The sequence below is a fragment of the Enterobacter sp. 50588862 genome (assembly GCF_001462935.1).
In the GTDB taxonomy this organism is placed as follows: Bacteria; Pseudomonadota; Gammaproteobacteria; order Enterobacterales; family Enterobacteriaceae; genus Enterobacter; species Enterobacter bugandensis.
Genome location: NZ_LNHM01000010.1, coordinates 107,504 through 122,403 on the forward strand (window position 1 = coordinate 107,504; position 14,900 = coordinate 122,403).

A 14,900-nucleotide genomic window follows, 5' to 3' on the forward strand; every position below is an offset into this window, starting at 1 on the left:
AAATAATAAAGAACCGACAGATACAGATGCTTTGAGGTATGCATGAACGTTAATGCGAAACCACTTTCTGAATTAAGCCGGCTCGCAAAATGTCTGGAAGTCGCCGGTACCCCCTTTAAGATCGAACCACAGCAATTAATAACAACCGGCAATAATGATGATGAGCCATTTACTTTTGTAATACAGTCTGGTCTTACTGCTATCCATCGTAAATCTGATGAACTTCTGATGGGCATTGCGCAGGCACCTTTTATCTATGGTTTGAATGCATGGATAAATGATAGTTATCTGGAATATTCCATGATGACACACACAACCTGTTCTGGATTTTATTTACCGGTCTCTGCCACGCGTCAACTTATTCAGCAAAATCATCTCTGGCAGGATGCTTTCTGCTGGGTGTCATGGATTAACCATATTCTGGGCAAGCGTGACCTGCAGCTGGTGGGAAATAACTCTTATAGTCAGATCCGGGCGATGTTGATCAATATGGCCGAGTGGGATGACTCGCTGCGCTCAAAAATTGGCGTTATGAATCATATTCAGCGTAGCACACGTATTTCACGTTCGGTCGTTGCAGAAGTCCTGGCTGCGCTGCGTCAGGGGAACTACATCAATATGAGCCGGGGCAAGCTGGTCAGCATCAACCGCTTGCCCACGGAATATTAAGATCAGTTAGACGCAGTAAGCACCTGGGCTTTATTGGCGCTCAGTTCGGCCACCAGGTTATTGATGCCGTCACTCATATTAACGAAGCGCGTGTTCGGAGAACGGGTGACTACCACAAACGCGCCCACGTTGGACTGCGGAATCATTGCCATGTAGGTAATGAATCCACCACCGCCGCCGGTTTTCTGAATGATGCCCGGACGGCCATTTTTCGGCGCCATATAGACCCAGCCCAGGCCGAGCGCATCGGCTTTACCCGGCACGTCCATCCCGATGACGCGATGCAGCTGAGTACGCTGATAGATAAGGGTCTGCATACGATCGGCCTGGCTGCTGCGGGAGTAAAAATCCGAAGAAAGGAACTGCTGCATCCAGCGCATCATGTCGCCAGGGGTGGAATAGACCCCGCCGCTGCCCACGGCCGCCAGCGTGTTGTTACAGGGGCTTGCGCCTTTCTCTGCCACCATCAGGCGTTTGCACTGGTCCGGGGAAGGGGTAAAGGTGGTGTCTTTCATGCCCAGTGGACGCGTGATCTGCTCTTCAAACAGCTGCGGGTAAGGTTTGCCCGCCGCCGTTGAAAGCGCATCCGCCAGCAGATCGAACGCCAGGTTCGAGTAAGAGGCCTGCGAGCCCGGGGCGGATTTCAGCGTGGCGGTGCTCAGGTAGTTCCAGCGCTGTTGGCGCGTTGGCCAGACAAAAACGTCGCGGTGCGCCGCGCCGCCCGGCTGCTCGCGCGGCAGAGCGCTGGTGTGCGTCGCGAGGTTCACCAGGCGAATTGGCGTGCCCTGATACGTCGGCACGCGGGCACCCGGCGGGGCGTATTTGCTGAGCGGATCGTCGAGCTTTACCACGCCCTGGTCGAGCAGCTTCACCAGCATTTCGCTGGTCATCAGCTTGGTTAAGGACGCGACGCGCACAACGGAATCCAGCTGCGGGCGAACGTTATTACCTGGACGCGTTTCACCAAAGCTGCGGAAAACGCGCTGGTTGCCGTCGATGACCACCATTGCCATCCCGGTCGCGCCGCTGCCGTAATAGATAAGGTTCGCGTAGCGATCGGCAATATCGGAAGCCAAAACGGGCGCCGTCAGCGGCTGGGCTGCCTGGGCGGTGGAGAAGCTCACCGCACACAGCGCGGCAAAAGAGAGCAGACAACGTTTCAACGAAAAGCATCCATGAAGTGAATGAGGAAAGTAATGGGTATTTATACTACTAATCGGCACCGTGCAATGCCCCGAATAGCATAACCATAGCGAGAAAAACGTAACCATGGGTAAATATGAAGAATTTCCCTGCGAGCGCTCTCCCATTTTGTGACATCGGGCTTATGATAGGCACCAGTGTTACTCAATCTTGCGGAGAACGGTATGTCTGAAAAGCGTGTGGTAATGGTGGTTGATATGCAGAACGGGGTGTTTGAAACCCCGCGTCATCAGCGCGAGACGTGTGTCTCTCTGATCAACCAGCTTACGCAGGCTGCCGACACGGTGGTTTTTATTCAGCATGCCGAGGCCGGGGGGCTGGAAGAGGGAAGTGACGGGTTTGCGTTGCTGCCTGAACTCCATCAACCTGCTGGCGCGCTGTACGTGACCAAAACTGCCTGCGATGCCTTCTATAACACCGGGCTTGAGGCGCTGTTACGCGAGCAGGGCATTCGCGAGTTTGTCATCTGCGGCTGCGCCACCGATTACTGCGTTGACGCCACGGTCAAGAATGGTGTCAGCCGGGGTTACCACATTACCGTGGCGGAAGATGCCCACACCACCGCCAACCGCCCGGCTGCCGAAGCACAGATCCTGATTCACCACCACAACGACGTCTGGCGAAACTTCATTGCGCCAGCGAACCCTGTCGCGGTGAAACGCACCGAAACAATTCTCGAAAACTGGAAAGCGAACTAATAATCAACCCACGGGTCTGACCTTTTTGCCCGAGCCGGGGTCCGGCTCGGGCAAGGTATTCGTGTGGTAATGTGTTGAGCACAGCAACAACCATAACAACAAGAAGGAAGTATCATGTTTAAATCTTTTTTCCCAAAGCCGGGGCCTTTTTTCCTGTCGGCATTTATTTGGGCACTGATCGCAGTCGTGTTCTGGCTGGCGGGCGGCGGTGCATGGCTGACGCGCATCGTGGGGGCGACAGGCGAGGTGCCGATTAGCGCGGCGCGCTTCTGGTCGTTCAGCTATCTGCTGTTTTATGCCTATTACGCGCTGTGCGTCGGGCTGTTTGCGCTGTTCTGGTTTAATTATTCCCCTCATCGCTGGCAGACGTGGTCCATTCTCGGAACGTCGCTGATTATTTTTGTCACCTGGTTTCTGGTCGAAGTGAGCGTAGCCATTAACGCGTGGTATGCCCCGTTCTACGATCTCATCCAGAAAGCGCTGAGCGCCCCTAACAGGGTGCCAATTGGCGAGCTTTATAATCAGTTAAAAATTTTTATGGGCATTGCGATGATCGCTGTCACCGTGGCGGTGCTGAATAATTTCTTCGTCAGCCATTACGTCTTCCGCTGGCGTACGGCGATGAACGAATTCTACATGACCCACTGGGAGCGTCTGCGCCATATTGAAGGTGCTGCTCAGCGTGTTCAGGAAGACACCATGCGTTTTGCGTCAACGCTTGAGGATATGGGCGTCAGCCTGCTTAATGCCATCCTGAAACTGTTTGCGTTCTTACCGATTCTGGTCGCGCTTTCTCCGCATATTTCAGCATTGCCGATTGTCGGACATTTACCGTACGGCCTGCTCATCCCGGCGCTGATTTGGTCGCTTATGGGCACTGGCCTGCTTGCCGTCGTCGGGATTAAGCTGCCGGGCTTAGAGTTTAAGAATCAGCGTGTTGAAGCGGCCTATCGTAAGGAGCTGGTCTACGGAGAGGACGACCCAACGCGCGCTGCGCCCCCGACGATAAAAGAGCTGTTCCGCAACGTCCGTTTCAACTATTTCCGGCTCTATTTCCACTACATGTATTTCAATATTGCCCGTATTTTCTATCTGCAGGTCGATACTGTTTTTGGACTATTCCTGTTGTTCCCGTCTATTGTTGCGGGAACAATCACGCTGGGCTTACTGACCCAGATTACCAACGTGTTCGATCAGGTCAGAAACTCGTTCCAGTATCTGATCAACTCCTGGACCACGCTGGTGGAGCTGATGTCCATCTACAAACGTCTGCGCAGCTTTGAACATGAGCTGGACGATCGGGATCTGCAGGAAGTCACCAACACATTTAGCTAATACAGGGAGTTGCTATGTCTTTTGCCGTACCGCGTGCGTTACCGCTGTCCTTGCTGGCTGCCCTCGTTCTGGCGGGCTGTGCCGAAAAAGGGGCTGCTCCGCTTAAAAAGGGCGAGAAGCCCGTGGATGTCGCAAGCGTTGTGCGGCAAAAAATGCCCGCCAGCGTGAAGGATCGCAATGCGTGGGCGGATGCGCTGGCAAAAACCTTTGAAAGCCAGAAGATTGCCCCAACCGAGGAGAATATCTGCTCGGTGCTGGCGGTGGCGCAGCAGGAGTCGATGTACCAGTCAGACCCGGTGGTGCCGGGTCTCAACAAAATTGCCTGGAAAGAGATCGACCGCCGCGCGGAATCGATGCATATCCCGGTATTCCTCGTGCATACCGCGCTGAAAATCACTTCGCCAAACGGCAAAAGCTACAGCGAGCGGCTGGACACGGTGAAAACCGAAAAACAGCTCAGCGCCATCTTTGATGATTTCATTAACATGGTGCCGATGGGGCAGAAACTGTTTGGCTCACTGAACCCGGTTCACACCGGCGGCCCGATGCAGGTGAGCATTGCGTTTGCCGAGAAGCATACCGACGGCTATCCGTGGGAAATTGACGGTACGGTGCGTCAGGAGGTCTTCTCCCTGCGCGGCGGGCTATGGTTCGGCACGTATCATCTGCTGAACTATCCGGCGAACTACAGCGAGCCCTTGTACCGCTTTGCAGACTTTAACGCGGGCTGGTATGCCAGCCGTAACGCGGCGTTTCAGAGCGCGGTTAGCCGCGCAAGCGGCGTTAAGCTGGCGCTGGACGGCGATCTTATCGCCTACGGCAGCAGCGAGGCGGGAAGCACCGAGCGGGCGATCCGGAAATTATCGACAACGCTTGATATGAGCAACAGCGATATTCGCCGTCAGCTTGAGAAAGGCGACAGCCTGGCATTTGAGAAAACGGATCTCTACAAGAAAGTGTTTGCGCTTGCCGATAAGAAGAGTGGGAAAACGTTGCCGAGGGCAATTCTGCCGGGGATTCAGCTGGAAAGCCCGAAGATCACGCGTAACCTGACCACCGCATGGTTCGCAAAACGCGTGGACGATCGCCGGGCTCGCTGTATGGGGCTTTAATGGCGACGACGAAAGCGCAGGACGAGCGCGACAACGCCTAAAATCATACACCCCGCGAGGAAGGGAACGAGGCCAAACAGCGTGCTCACGCCAAACCCGATTTCAACCCGCGGGCGTCCATTATCCTGCACCTGCATCAGGTGTTCATAAACGCCCGGCGCGTGCACCAGCATATTAAGCAGCTGGGAGCCAGCCCAGAAGCAGAACAGGACAAACAGGGCATACGCGATATTACCCGCCGTGGAGGTTTTTGGTTTGCCGCCAAAAATCGGTTTCGACAATGTAAAGTCAGCCATGTTGACCTCCCGAAATATCACTCTGTTTTAATACGCGTCTTACGGGGTGAGTTTGACAGGTCATCGCATTTGTCAATATCAGAATCGTGGTAATTTTCGCTCAGGATTTCTCCTGGATTGTTGATTTCTGCAGCATGTCACAATTTGTTAACTTAAATGAAACTGCACCGCATTTCAGAATTTCCGCATCTGCCACAGACCTGGCGGTGAAACTGTGAGAGGATGTCTTTTTTTCCTGCCGGAGTTGTTATGAAGCTCACGTCCAAACTTCGCCGTGACTGGCACTACTACGCCTTTGCTATCGGGCTGATCTTTATTCTTAACGGCGTCGTGGGGCTGTTGGGATTTGAAGCGAAAGGCTGGCAAACCTATGCCGTGGGCCTGGTGACCTGGGTAATCAGTTTCTGGCTGGCAGGGCTGATAATCCGCCGCCGTCCGGAAGAGACGACAGCGGAGGAGACGGCTAAGGGTGCCGATTAGCCGTTAACGGAACTTTTCAGGGCGCTGTCGGCGGCATGACGCTCCAGCGCAAGCTCGATCAGGCGGGTGATCAGCTCAGAGTAGCCAAGCCCGCTGGCCTGCCACAGTTTAGGATACATGCTGATATTGGTGAAACCCGGCAGCGTGTTGATTTCATTGATCACCACCTCGTTCTCCGGCGTCAGGAACACATCCACGCGCGCCATGCCGCTGCAGCCGAGCGTCTGATAGGCCTGAATGGCGATCGCCCGGATCTTATCGTTAATGGCCGGATCGATATCCGCAGGAACAACAACCTGGGCGCCTTTATCATCAATGTATTTGGTGTCGTACGAGTAGAAGTCGCTGTTTAATACCACTTCACCGCAGGTGCTGGCCTGTGGGAAATCGTTGCCCAGCACCGCGCACTCAATTTCGCGGCCTTTGATCCCCTGCTCAACCACCACTTTATGGTCGAACTCGAATGCCAGACGGACGGCTTGCGTGAACTCTGTTTCGGTGGTGACTTTGCTGACGCCCACGGAGGAGCCCTGGTTGGCTGGCTTCACAAACAGCGGCAGACCCAGTTCAGCGCTAATTTGCGCGAAGCTGTGCTTGTCGCGGTTGGCGCGGGTGAGCGTCACGAACGGCGCGATATTCAGCCCGGCATCGCGCAGCAGGCGTTTGGTGACGTCTTTGTCCATGCAGGCGGCGGAGCCCAGCACATCCGAGCCCACGAACGGCAGGTTGGCCATGCGTAACATTCCCTGCAGGGAACCGTCTTCGCCGAGGGTGCCGTGCACGATGGGGAAGACCACGTCGATCTGGGCGAGAGCCTGCGCGTTGCCTGCGTCGATGAGCTGACCCTTCACGACGCCGGGTACGGTGGCGACGCTAATTTCCGAAGGATTAAGGGCGATGTGGGCCGGATCGTGGGCATTCAGCAGATACTGGCTGGCATCGTTAATATGCCACTGGCCCTGTTTATCAATGCCCAACAGCACCACGTCGAAACGGCTTTTATCGATCGCATCGACGATATTTTTAGCCGATTGCAATGAAACCTCGTGCTCCGCTGATTTTCCCCCAAAGACAATACCTACGCGCTGCTTTGCCATCTCACTCTCTTCCAGTCTGACGAAAAGCCAATAACATACCACGATGCCCTGCGGGTTTCGCGGCCTTCTGCCATAATGTTTTGGGGAACAGTGAGGGGGGAGAGTGAAAGGAAAAACGCTGCTGACCATTTTCATCCTTGGGGCAATCGCAACGGCGGGCTATCGCTGGCTGCCGTCTTACTACAACCCTTTCACGCCGCTGAACCTGGACGACCCGCCTGGCCGCATTACCCAGTATAAGCTGCGGCACTTAACGCCCGAAGCCTGCGCGAGCCTGTTAGCGCAGGCTAATCAAAAAAAACTGATCCGCACCCAGGCGGTCGCTGACAGCGGCGGGGAATGCCCGCTGAACAACGTCGTGCGCGTGCGTGACTTTGGCCCGGTGAGCCTGAACGGCAGTTTTCTTGCCAGCTGTCCGCTGGCGCTCAGCTCAGCCCTGTTTGTCAGCCAGCAGGCCCGGCCCCTGACTAAACGCTTTACCGGCAGTGAACTGAGGCGCATTGAGCACCTCGGCAGCTTTGCCTGCCGCAATATCTACCACCGGCCCGATGCGCGGCGCAGCGAGCACGCCACGGCAGAGGCGCTGGATATCGCCGCTTTTCGGCTGGCGAACGGAGAGCGCGTTACGGTACTTAACGGCTGGAAATCGGCAAAAACGCAGCCCTGGCTGAAGGCCCTGCTGGCGGCAAGCTGCGGTTACTACGGAAACGGTCTTGGGCCGGAATATAACGCGGCGCACGCCAGCCATTTTCATATGGGAATGCGCGGCTTTGGTCTCTGCCGCTGAAGCATAATCTTCCGCCAGAAAATGGATGAATTGTGACTTATTTCACAAATATGATGACTGGGAAGATAAAACACCAAAGTCAGCGAGGCCGCATCTCTGGTGCGACGTTAAGGCGCGTAACTTGCTAATCTGACGTCGAATTCGCCTAAAAATGAAGACTATTTCTGTATGGAATCCTGGAAAGTTAATCTCATCTCGGTCTGGTTCGGCTGCTTCTTCACCGGGCTTGCCATCAGCCAGATCCTGCCGTTCCTGCCGCTGTACGTGTCACAGCTGGGGGTCAGCTCCCACGAAGCGCTGTCCATGTGGTCCGGGCTGACGTTCAGCGTCACGTTTCTGGTCTCCGCCATTGTGTCACCGATGTGGGGCAGCCTGGCGGATCGGAAAGGGCGCAAGCTGATGCTGCTGCGCGCCTCCCTCGGGATGGCGATTGCTATTCTGCTCCAGGCCTTCGCCACCAACGTCTGGCAGCTGTTTTTCCTGCGGGCGGTGATGGGGCTGACGTCCGGGTATATTCCCAACGCCATGGCGCTGGTTGCCTCTCAGGTGCCGCGCGAGCGCAGCGGCTGGGCGCTGAGTACGCTCTCCACCGCCCAGATCAGCGGCGTTATCGGCGGCCCGCTGCTGGGAGGCTTTTTGGCTGACCATGTCGGTCTGCGCGCGGTATTCATCATCACCGCAATCCTGCTGGTGATCAGCTTTCTGGTTACGCTCTTTCTTATCAAAGAGGGGGGCCGCCCCGTTATCAGTAAATCTGAGCGCCTGAGCGGCAAGGCCGTCTTCGCCTCGCTGCCATACCCGGGACTCGTGATTAGCCTGTTTGTCACCACCATGGTGATCCAGCTCTGCAACGGTTCGGTCGGCCCGATTCTGGCGCTGTTTATCAAGTCGATGGAGCCGGACAGCAACAATATCGCCTTTCTCAGCGGCATGATTGCCGCCGTGCCGGGCGTCTCCGCGCTGATCTCTGCCCCGCGTCTGGGAAAACTGGGCGACAGGATCGGCACGGCGCGCATCCTGATGGCGACGCTGATTTTTGCGGTGGTGCTCTTTTTCGCCATGTCGTTTGTTACCTCTCCGCTTCAGCTGGGCGTGCTGCGGTTTTTACTCGGCTTTGCGGATGGCGCTATGTTGCCCGCCGTACAGACATTGCTGGTCAAATATTCCAGCGACCAGGTCACGGGGCGTATTTTTGGCTATAACCAGTCGTTTATGTATTTAGGCAACGTCGCCGGTCCGCTTATTGGTGCGTCCGTTTCTGCAATGGCGGGTTTTCGCTGGGTATTTGCCGCGACGGCGATTGTCGTTTTAATCAATATTATCCAGCTGGCTATTGCCCTGCGTCGCCGCAGACAAATAGCGGAAGCGAAATCAGCGAAATAACCTTTTCGCAGATGTATTATATATTCTTATGGTAGCCGCATTTTTATATAACAAAATGCGGCGTTTTTTTATAGGAAAACGTTTCGCTGAAAAGATCGCTGCGCTAATTTGGCGGCAATGTCACTTTTGCATAAGATAATACTTTTCTCCGCTTTGCATATTTCATTCCTGGTGTTAATTTCAGAGGAAATCCCATAAGGAAATAGCACGATGAAAAATCTCATTGCTGAGTTGCTGGTTAAGCTTGCACAAAAGGAAGAGGAGTCGAAAGAGCTGGTCGCCCAGGTCGAAGCGCTGGAAATAGTTGTCACCGCGCTGCTGCGGCAGATGGCAACATCGGATCAGCAGGCGTTAATTGAAAGCATTGAAGGAGCGCTGGATAAGGCGCGGCCCGATACGCAGGTTCCGCCAGAGGATGCCGAGTTGCTGCAGCAATACGTAAAGAAGCTGTTGAGGCATCCGCGCAGTTAAGCCGTTACTGACATGTCATAGGATTGTCATGCAGGATGCCTGGAGTCGCTCTGTTTTATTTTTGTATTTGTACATGAAGAAAATAAATTGAAACAGAGCGCGCTTTTTAGCGCGTTACATTCCCTGTTAATTACCCCTGCCAGTTATGCTGATACCGTCAATTCCTGCGCGCTGGAACTGAAATGATAAATTCCCGGCCGAAATCACATCTGCCGGGTGGTTTTTTTCCTGTCACGAACCAGACTTACAGGGAATGTTCACAAAAGGATGGTGCAATGAAAACAACATTACTGGTTACTCTGCTCTCCGGCCTGTTCCTGATCTCCTCGGCGAACGCGGAAGAAAAAACATTAACGCCGCAACAGCAACGCATGACCACCTGTAATCAACAGGCGACGTCCCAGAGTCTGAAGGGGGATGCACGTAAAACCTACATGAGCGACTGCCTGAAAAACGGCGCCGCGAAACCCGGCGAAAAAAGCCTGACGCCGCAGCAGCAAAAAATGCGCGAGTGTAATGCGAAAGCAACCGAACAGTCCCTCAAGGGCGACGATCGCAGCAAGTTCATGAGTGCCTGCCTGAAGAAAAAAGTGTAGTTCTAACGGGTGAGCGGCTCCGGCGGCTCACCCGAAATTTCATACTTTCCCCGCAGCCCCCCTCTCTATAATTTGGGAAAATGTTTCAGAATATTCCCAAAAATGATGAATGATGACATTTATTACTACAAAAAGCGCATTCGGGAAGAGTGGAGTTTAACCCTTTCTCAGGATGACCCTCACCGTACCGGCATCCAGTTTGCCAGGCGAGCCCGGCTGGCGCGCGTTGTCGGGCTGGCGGCGATGTTTGTTCCGGTTGCGGAAATTCTGGTCAGCCATTTTTTACCCGGCGGCTGGTGGTTGTTGCTGGTGGGGTGGGCATTCATCTGGCCGCACTTTGCCTGGCAGTTATCCTGCCGCGCCGCTTCACCTCATCAGCAGGAAATTTTTAACCTCAAGATGGATGCCGTTATCGCCGGGGTCTGGATCGGCGTGATGGGGATGTATGTATTACCCACTGCGGCGCTGGTGATGATGGTGGGGATGAACATGATGGGCTCTGGCGGCTACCGTCTTTTTATCGCGGGGATCGTGCTCACCCTGCTTACAGCGCTGCTTACGTTACCGCTTGCTGGCAGAGCGGTGCCCTTTAATCCGGGGGCGCTGGAGTGGGGCTTAACGCTTCCTGTCCTTATGCTTTATCCCATGCTGTTTGCCTGGCTTAGCCATCGAATGGCCGTCAGGCTGGCGGAACATAAGCGGCGGCTGGAAATGATGAGCACCCGTGACGGTATGACCGGGGTCTTTAACCGCCGACATTGGGAAATGCTGCTGCGCAATGAATTTGAGCGCTGTCGCCGGAGCCACTGCACCGCCACGATATTGCTGATTGATATCGACCACTTTAAAAACATCAACGATACCTGGGGGCACGACGCAGGCGACAAGGCCATCGTGGCCATTACCCGCCAGCTTCAGATGTCGGTACGGTCAGGCGATGCGATAGGCCGGTTTGGCGGGGATGAGTTCGCGGTGATTATGTCCCAGACGGCCGCTGAAAGCGCCATCGCCGTCATGTCGCGGGTTCACGCGCGGCTGGAAACGCTGTCGTTACCCTGCGCGCCGAAGGAGCCTCTGCGCATCAGCGTGGGCGTGGCCCCCTGGGGGCCGCAGTTTGTACACTATCGGGAATGGTTGAAGGCGGCAGATGTGGCGCTGTATAAGGCGAAAAATGCCGGGCGCGGCCGCACCGAAGTGGCCGCCTGACGCCCGGCCAGACATCAGGATTTACTCAGCTTCTCTGACTTTTCCATGCATTTTGCCATCGCTTCGATAACCGCAGAACGGAACCCGCGTTCTTCCAGCACCCGCACCGCTTCGATGGTGGTACCGGCCGGGGAGCAGACCATATCCTTCAGTTCACCCGGGTGTTTACCGGTCTCCAGCACCATTTTGGCGGAGCCCATCACAGCCTGCGCGGCGAATTTATACGCCTGCGCGCGCGGCATACCGCCAAGCACGGCGGCGTCCGCCATCGCTTCTAAAAACATGAAAACGTACGCGGGGGCTGAACCACTCACGCCGACCACTGGATGGATCATGGATTCTGCAATCACTTCCGCCTCGCCGAAGCAGCGGAAAATGTTTAGCACGTCCGCCACCTCTTCTGAAGTCACCAGCGCGTTAGGGGTGACGGAGGTCATACCGGCGTTGACCAGTGAGGGGGTATTCGGCATCGCGCGAACGATTTTACGATCGTGGCCCAGCGCGCGCGCCAGCTGATCGAGCGTCACGCCTGCGGCAATCGACACGACCAGCGTCTCTTTATTCAGGCTGGAGGTGATGTCGCTTAACACTTTGATCATGATGTTCGGCTTAACGGCACCAAAGACGATATCGGCAACCTGGGCCACCTCCTGCGCGCTTTCGGCGGCGTTGATCCCGTATTGATCGCGCAACGCGGCGACGTTATCCGGTGACGGGGTATAAACCCAAATCTGACCCGGCAGAACCTGCCCGCTGGCGATCAGGCCGCCCAGGATGGCTTTGCCCATGTTACCGCAGCCGATAAACCCGATTTTCTTGTCCATCATGATTCTCCGTCATTATGCGTTGTTTTCTCTGATTGATAGCTTAACAACGAAATGCAGGCGACAATAGTCGGCAGAGTCATTATGGGGAGACAACATGGCGATTTGGGTTGATGCGGACGCGTGTCCGAATGTGATTAAAGAGATTTTATTCCGCGCCGCCGAGCGCGTTCAGATGCCGCTGACGCTGGTGGCGAACCAGAATATTCGCGTCCCGCCTTCGCGGTTCATTCGCTCCCTCCGCGTGCCGGCCGGGTTCGACGTGGCGGATAATGAAATTGTTCGTCTGTGCAGCGCGGAAGATCTGGTCATCACCGCCGATATTCCGCTGGCGGCGGAAGTGCTGGAGAAAGGGGCGGCGGCGCTCAATCCTCGCGGCGAGCGTTATTCGCCTTCAACCATCCGGGAAAAACTCACTATGCGTGATTTTATGGATACGATGCGGGCCAGCGGCGTGCAGACCGGTGGACCGGACAGCCTGTCCCAGCGCGATCGCCAGCAGTTTGCTGCCGAACTGGATAAATGGCTGCTGGAAGTGAAGCGCCGTACGGCGTAATGATAATTATTGTCAATATGTGGTACAGTGTGGCCTCCACAGGGTTGTCATCCCGTACCGCTTTGCAGTAAAGTATTCGACACATCTTCTGCAATTATTTCTTTACACTCTTCAGCCATTCGGCATCAAGGGGAACACCTGGCTATGACCCAACCCATCTTTTTAGTTGGCCCCCGCGGCTGTGGGAAAACCACCGTTGGCGTGGAACTGGCACGCGCATGTCATCGTCAGTTTGTTGATACCGACCACTGGCTGCAGACCGAGGCCGGCAAAACCATCGCAGACATCGTGGAGCAAGAGGGATGGGAAAGCTTTCGCGCCCGCGAAACGGCCGCGCTGAAAGCGGTCACCACGCCGTCAGCCGTCATTGCGACGGGAGGCGGTATTGTTCTGGCCGAATGTAATCGTCACTTTATGCGCGAAAAAGGCATTGTGATCTATCTCTGCGCGCCGGTGGCGGCTCTGGTAGGGCGACTTGAAGCATTTCCTGAAGAGGGACAACGCCCGGCGCTGACCTCACGACCGCTCAGCGAAGAGGTGAGCGAAGTGCTGGCCGAGCGTGATGCCCTCTACCGTGAAGCGGCACACCATGTCGTGGATGCCTCTGCGGCCCCGGAAGATGTGGTAATTCAGATTATTACCGCCCTGCGTCTGGCGTGTGCCAGCTAACCGCCGTCTATACTGATAGCTCAGACATAAAAAAAGGATGAGCTATGCCAACCAGACCTCCCTATCCGCGCGAAGCACGTATTGTTACCGTTGAAAAAGGCAATGGCGACCAGACCGTCACCTGGTACCAGCTGCGTGCCGATCACCCCAAACCGGACTCGCTGATCAGTGAACATGAGACTGAACAGGAAGCGCTGGATGCCAAACGGCGCTACGAAGATCCCGAAAAGTCGTGAATGTTTTCCTAAACGCTCCAATACCGTGCCTGAATCACACTTTTTACTCATCGTAAATGTTAAGCAGGAGTTAATATTTAGTTATTACAGGTAGCTCCGTTACCGGCAGGCGATCTTTACATTTCGGGGTAGAGATCGCCTGCTACGCTTGGTGCTGTTTTGTTGAAAAAACGAACTGTACAGCGTAGAGAGCCTGTACTTGTGTATACGTATTTGTAGTGATGGAAGGCGAAGAAGATGAAGGCAACGTTGGCGATCCTCACCATTGGTGTGGTCCCTGTAAGCGAAGTGTTACCGCTCTTAACCGAGCATGTATCTGAACAACAGATCACGCATCTCAGCCTGCTGGGTAAGATGAGCCGGGAAGAGGTCATGGAAGACTACGCTGTAGAGGCGGGGGAGGATCCCCTGGCGACGTTATTAAGCGACGGTAAACTGGCGCATGTTTCTCGGCAGAAAATAGAGCGTTCGCTGCAGGCAGTAATAGAAGTACTCGATAATCAGCAATATGACGTAATTTTGCTGATGAGCACCGCCCCCATTAAGGGGCTCATCGCGCGCAATGCGATTTTGCTTGAGCCGATGCGCATTATTCCTCCGCTGGTAGCCTCCATTGTTGACGGGCATCAGGTGGGGGTCATTGTGCCCATCGAGGAGCTTATGGACAACCAGGAAGCAAAGTGGCACGTGCTCGAAAAAACGCCCCTGTATGCGCTGGCAAACCCCTTCTGGGACAGCGAGGCTAAACTCATTGCTGCCGGGAAGGAGCTGCTGGAGAGAGGGGCGGATGTATTGATTCTGGACTGTCTTGGTTTTCACCAGCATCACCGGGATTTACTGCAAAAGGCGCTGGACGTGCCGGTGCTGTTATCCAACGTTCTGATGGCTCGCCTGGCCTCAGAACTTCTGACGTAATGATTTTGCGTGACAGGTGATGAGCATGGCCCCTATAGTGAATTTTTATCTCTGAATATAAGGGCCAGTTCATGCTTCAAAGTAACGAATACTTTTCCGGTAAAGTGAAATCCATCGGTTTTACCAGCAGCAGCACTGGCCGCGCCAGTGTGGGCGTTATGGCTGAAGGGGAATATACCTTTGGCACGGCGGAAGCGGAAGAAATGACGGTGGTCAGCGGCGCGCTGAACGTCTTACTGCCGGGTGAAACGGAATGGAAAGTTTACGCTGCCGGGCAAGTTTTCAACGTCCCTGGCCACAGCGAATTTCATTTGCAGGTCGCTGAACCGACCTCTTATCTGTGCCGCTACCTGAAATAATCGTCTTT

Annotated in this window: 19 protein-coding genes; 15 read left to right on the plus strand and 4 right to left on the minus strand. The window is 54.9% G+C overall.

From position 1 onward, the window contains the following. Positions 1-42 precede the first annotated feature (42 nt). Positions 43-669 carry a helix-turn-helix domain-containing protein gene (locus APT89_RS05840; RefSeq protein WP_028012114.1) on the plus strand — a complete coding sequence of 209 codons (627 nt, stop codon included), beginning with the start codon at positions 43-45 and terminating at the stop codon, positions 667-669. Between the two features lie 2 nt (positions 670-671). Here APT89_RS05840 and ampH read toward each other — a convergent pair whose 3' ends face one another. Then, positions 672-1,832: a D-alanyl-D-alanine-carboxypeptidase/endopeptidase AmpH gene (gene ampH, locus APT89_RS05845; RefSeq protein ID WP_041911111.1), complete on the minus strand. Its 1,161-nt coding sequence runs from the start codon at positions 1,830-1,832 to the stop codon at positions 672-674. A 204-nt stretch (positions 1,833-2,036) separates the two neighbouring features. On the opposite strand from ampH, the gene APT89_RS05850 reads away from it, so the two are divergent. The 3 genes from APT89_RS05850 to APT89_RS05860 all read left to right on the plus strand — a co-directional run bounded on the left by APT89_RS05850 (position 2,037) and on the right by APT89_RS05860 (position 5,017). Continuing rightward, positions 2,037-2,570 carry an isochorismatase family protein gene (locus tag APT89_RS05850; RefSeq protein WP_045630657.1) on the plus strand — a complete coding sequence of 178 codons (534 nt, stop codon included), beginning with the start codon at positions 2,037-2,039 and terminating at the stop codon, positions 2,568-2,570. 114 nt (positions 2,571-2,684) lie between these two features. Next, on the plus strand, positions 2,685-3,905 hold the full coding sequence (gene sbmA, locus APT89_RS05855) for a peptide antibiotic transporter SbmA (RefSeq protein ID WP_028012117.1): 1,221 nt from the start codon (positions 2,685-2,687) through the stop codon (positions 3,903-3,905). Between the two features lie 14 nt (positions 3,906-3,919). Further along, entirely contained in the window at positions 3,920-5,017 is a 1,098-nt protein-coding gene (locus APT89_RS05860) for a DUF1615 domain-containing protein (protein WP_045259878.1), read from the plus strand. On the opposite strand, the gene APT89_RS05865 is transcribed toward APT89_RS05860, so the two are convergent. Further along, positions 5,014-5,313, minus strand: coding sequence for a DUF2755 family protein (locus APT89_RS05865; protein WP_014882725.1), 300 nt, complete (start codon positions 5,311-5,313; stop codon positions 5,014-5,016). The two genes, APT89_RS05860 and APT89_RS05865, sit on opposite strands and share 4 nt — an antisense overlap. Before the next feature lie 249 nt (positions 5,314-5,562). On the opposite strand from APT89_RS05865, the gene APT89_RS05870 reads away from it, so the two are divergent. Next, on the plus strand, positions 5,563-5,793 hold the full coding sequence (locus APT89_RS05870) for a DUF2754 domain-containing protein (RefSeq protein WP_028012119.1): 231 nt from the start codon (positions 5,563-5,565) through the stop codon (positions 5,791-5,793). On the opposite strand, the gene ddlA is transcribed toward APT89_RS05870, so the two are convergent. Further along, positions 5,790-6,890, minus strand: coding sequence for a D-alanine--D-alanine ligase (gene ddlA / locus APT89_RS05875; protein WP_060571915.1), 1,101 nt, complete (start codon positions 6,888-6,890; stop codon positions 5,790-5,792). The genes APT89_RS05870 and ddlA overlap by 4 nt on opposite strands. Before the next feature lie 103 nt (positions 6,891-6,993). On the opposite strand from ddlA, the gene APT89_RS05880 reads away from it, so the two are divergent. The 5 genes from APT89_RS05880 (at position 6,994) to adrA (ending at position 11,333) form a co-directional block, all read left to right on the plus strand. Continuing rightward, complete coding sequence (locus APT89_RS05880) at positions 6,994-7,677, plus strand: extensin-like domain-containing protein (protein WP_060571916.1); 684 nt, start codon at positions 6,994-6,996, stop codon at positions 7,675-7,677. Positions 7,678-7,845: 168 nt separating this feature from the next. Then, a complete protein-coding gene (locus APT89_RS05885) occupies positions 7,846-9,060 on the plus strand; it encodes a multidrug efflux MFS transporter (protein WP_041911106.1) in 1,215 nt (404 codons plus the stop codon). Positions 9,061-9,270: 210 nt separating this feature from the next. After that, positions 9,271-9,531: an anti-adapter protein IraP gene (gene iraP / locus APT89_RS05890; RefSeq protein WP_028012123.1), complete on the plus strand. Its 261-nt coding sequence runs from the start codon at positions 9,271-9,273 to the stop codon at positions 9,529-9,531. A gap of 275 nt (positions 9,532-9,806) precedes the next feature. Then, a complete protein-coding gene (gene psiF / locus APT89_RS05895; RefSeq protein WP_041911105.1) occupies positions 9,807-10,127 on the plus strand; it encodes a phosphate starvation-inducible protein PsiF in 321 nt (106 codons plus the stop codon). Between the two features lie 102 nt (positions 10,128-10,229). Beyond that, on the plus strand, positions 10,230-11,333 hold the full coding sequence (adrA, locus tag APT89_RS05900; protein WP_060571917.1) for a diguanylate cyclase AdrA: 1,104 nt from the start codon (positions 10,230-10,232) through the stop codon (positions 11,331-11,333). A 14-nt stretch (positions 11,334-11,347) separates the two neighbouring features. Here adrA and proC read toward each other — a convergent pair whose 3' ends face one another. Next, positions 11,348-12,157, minus strand: a complete 810-nt coding sequence (proC, locus tag APT89_RS05905; RefSeq protein ID WP_041911103.1) for a pyrroline-5-carboxylate reductase — start codon at positions 12,155-12,157, stop codon at positions 11,348-11,350. A gap of 97 nt (positions 12,158-12,254) precedes the next feature. Here proC and APT89_RS05910 point away from each other — a divergent pair, with 97 nt between their 5' ends. The 5 genes from APT89_RS05910 to ppnP all read left to right on the plus strand — a co-directional run bounded on the left by APT89_RS05910 (position 12,255) and on the right by ppnP (position 14,892). Then, entirely contained in the window at positions 12,255-12,713 is a 459-nt protein-coding gene (locus APT89_RS05910; RefSeq protein WP_010428006.1) for a YaiI/YqxD family protein, read from the plus strand. A 144-nt stretch (positions 12,714-12,857) separates the two neighbouring features. Further along, a complete protein-coding gene (gene aroL / locus APT89_RS05915) occupies positions 12,858-13,382 on the plus strand; it encodes a shikimate kinase AroL (protein WP_028012127.1) in 525 nt (174 codons plus the stop codon). Between the two features lie 44 nt (positions 13,383-13,426). Next, the gene (gene yaiA, locus APT89_RS05920; RefSeq protein ID WP_003859135.1) at positions 13,427-13,618 is read left to right on the plus strand and encodes a protein YaiA; all 192 of its coding nucleotides are present in this window, start codon (positions 13,427-13,429) and stop codon (positions 13,616-13,618) included. 237 nt (positions 13,619-13,855) lie between these two features. Continuing rightward, positions 13,856-14,533, plus strand: coding sequence for an AroM family protein (locus APT89_RS05925; RefSeq protein ID WP_028012129.1), 678 nt, complete (start codon positions 13,856-13,858; stop codon positions 14,531-14,533). Positions 14,534-14,604: 71 nt separating this feature from the next. Continuing rightward, positions 14,605-14,892, plus strand: a complete 288-nt coding sequence (ppnP, locus tag APT89_RS05930; RefSeq protein ID WP_008503270.1) for a pyrimidine/purine nucleoside phosphorylase — start codon at positions 14,605-14,607, stop codon at positions 14,890-14,892. Positions 14,893-14,900 lie beyond the last annotated feature (8 nt).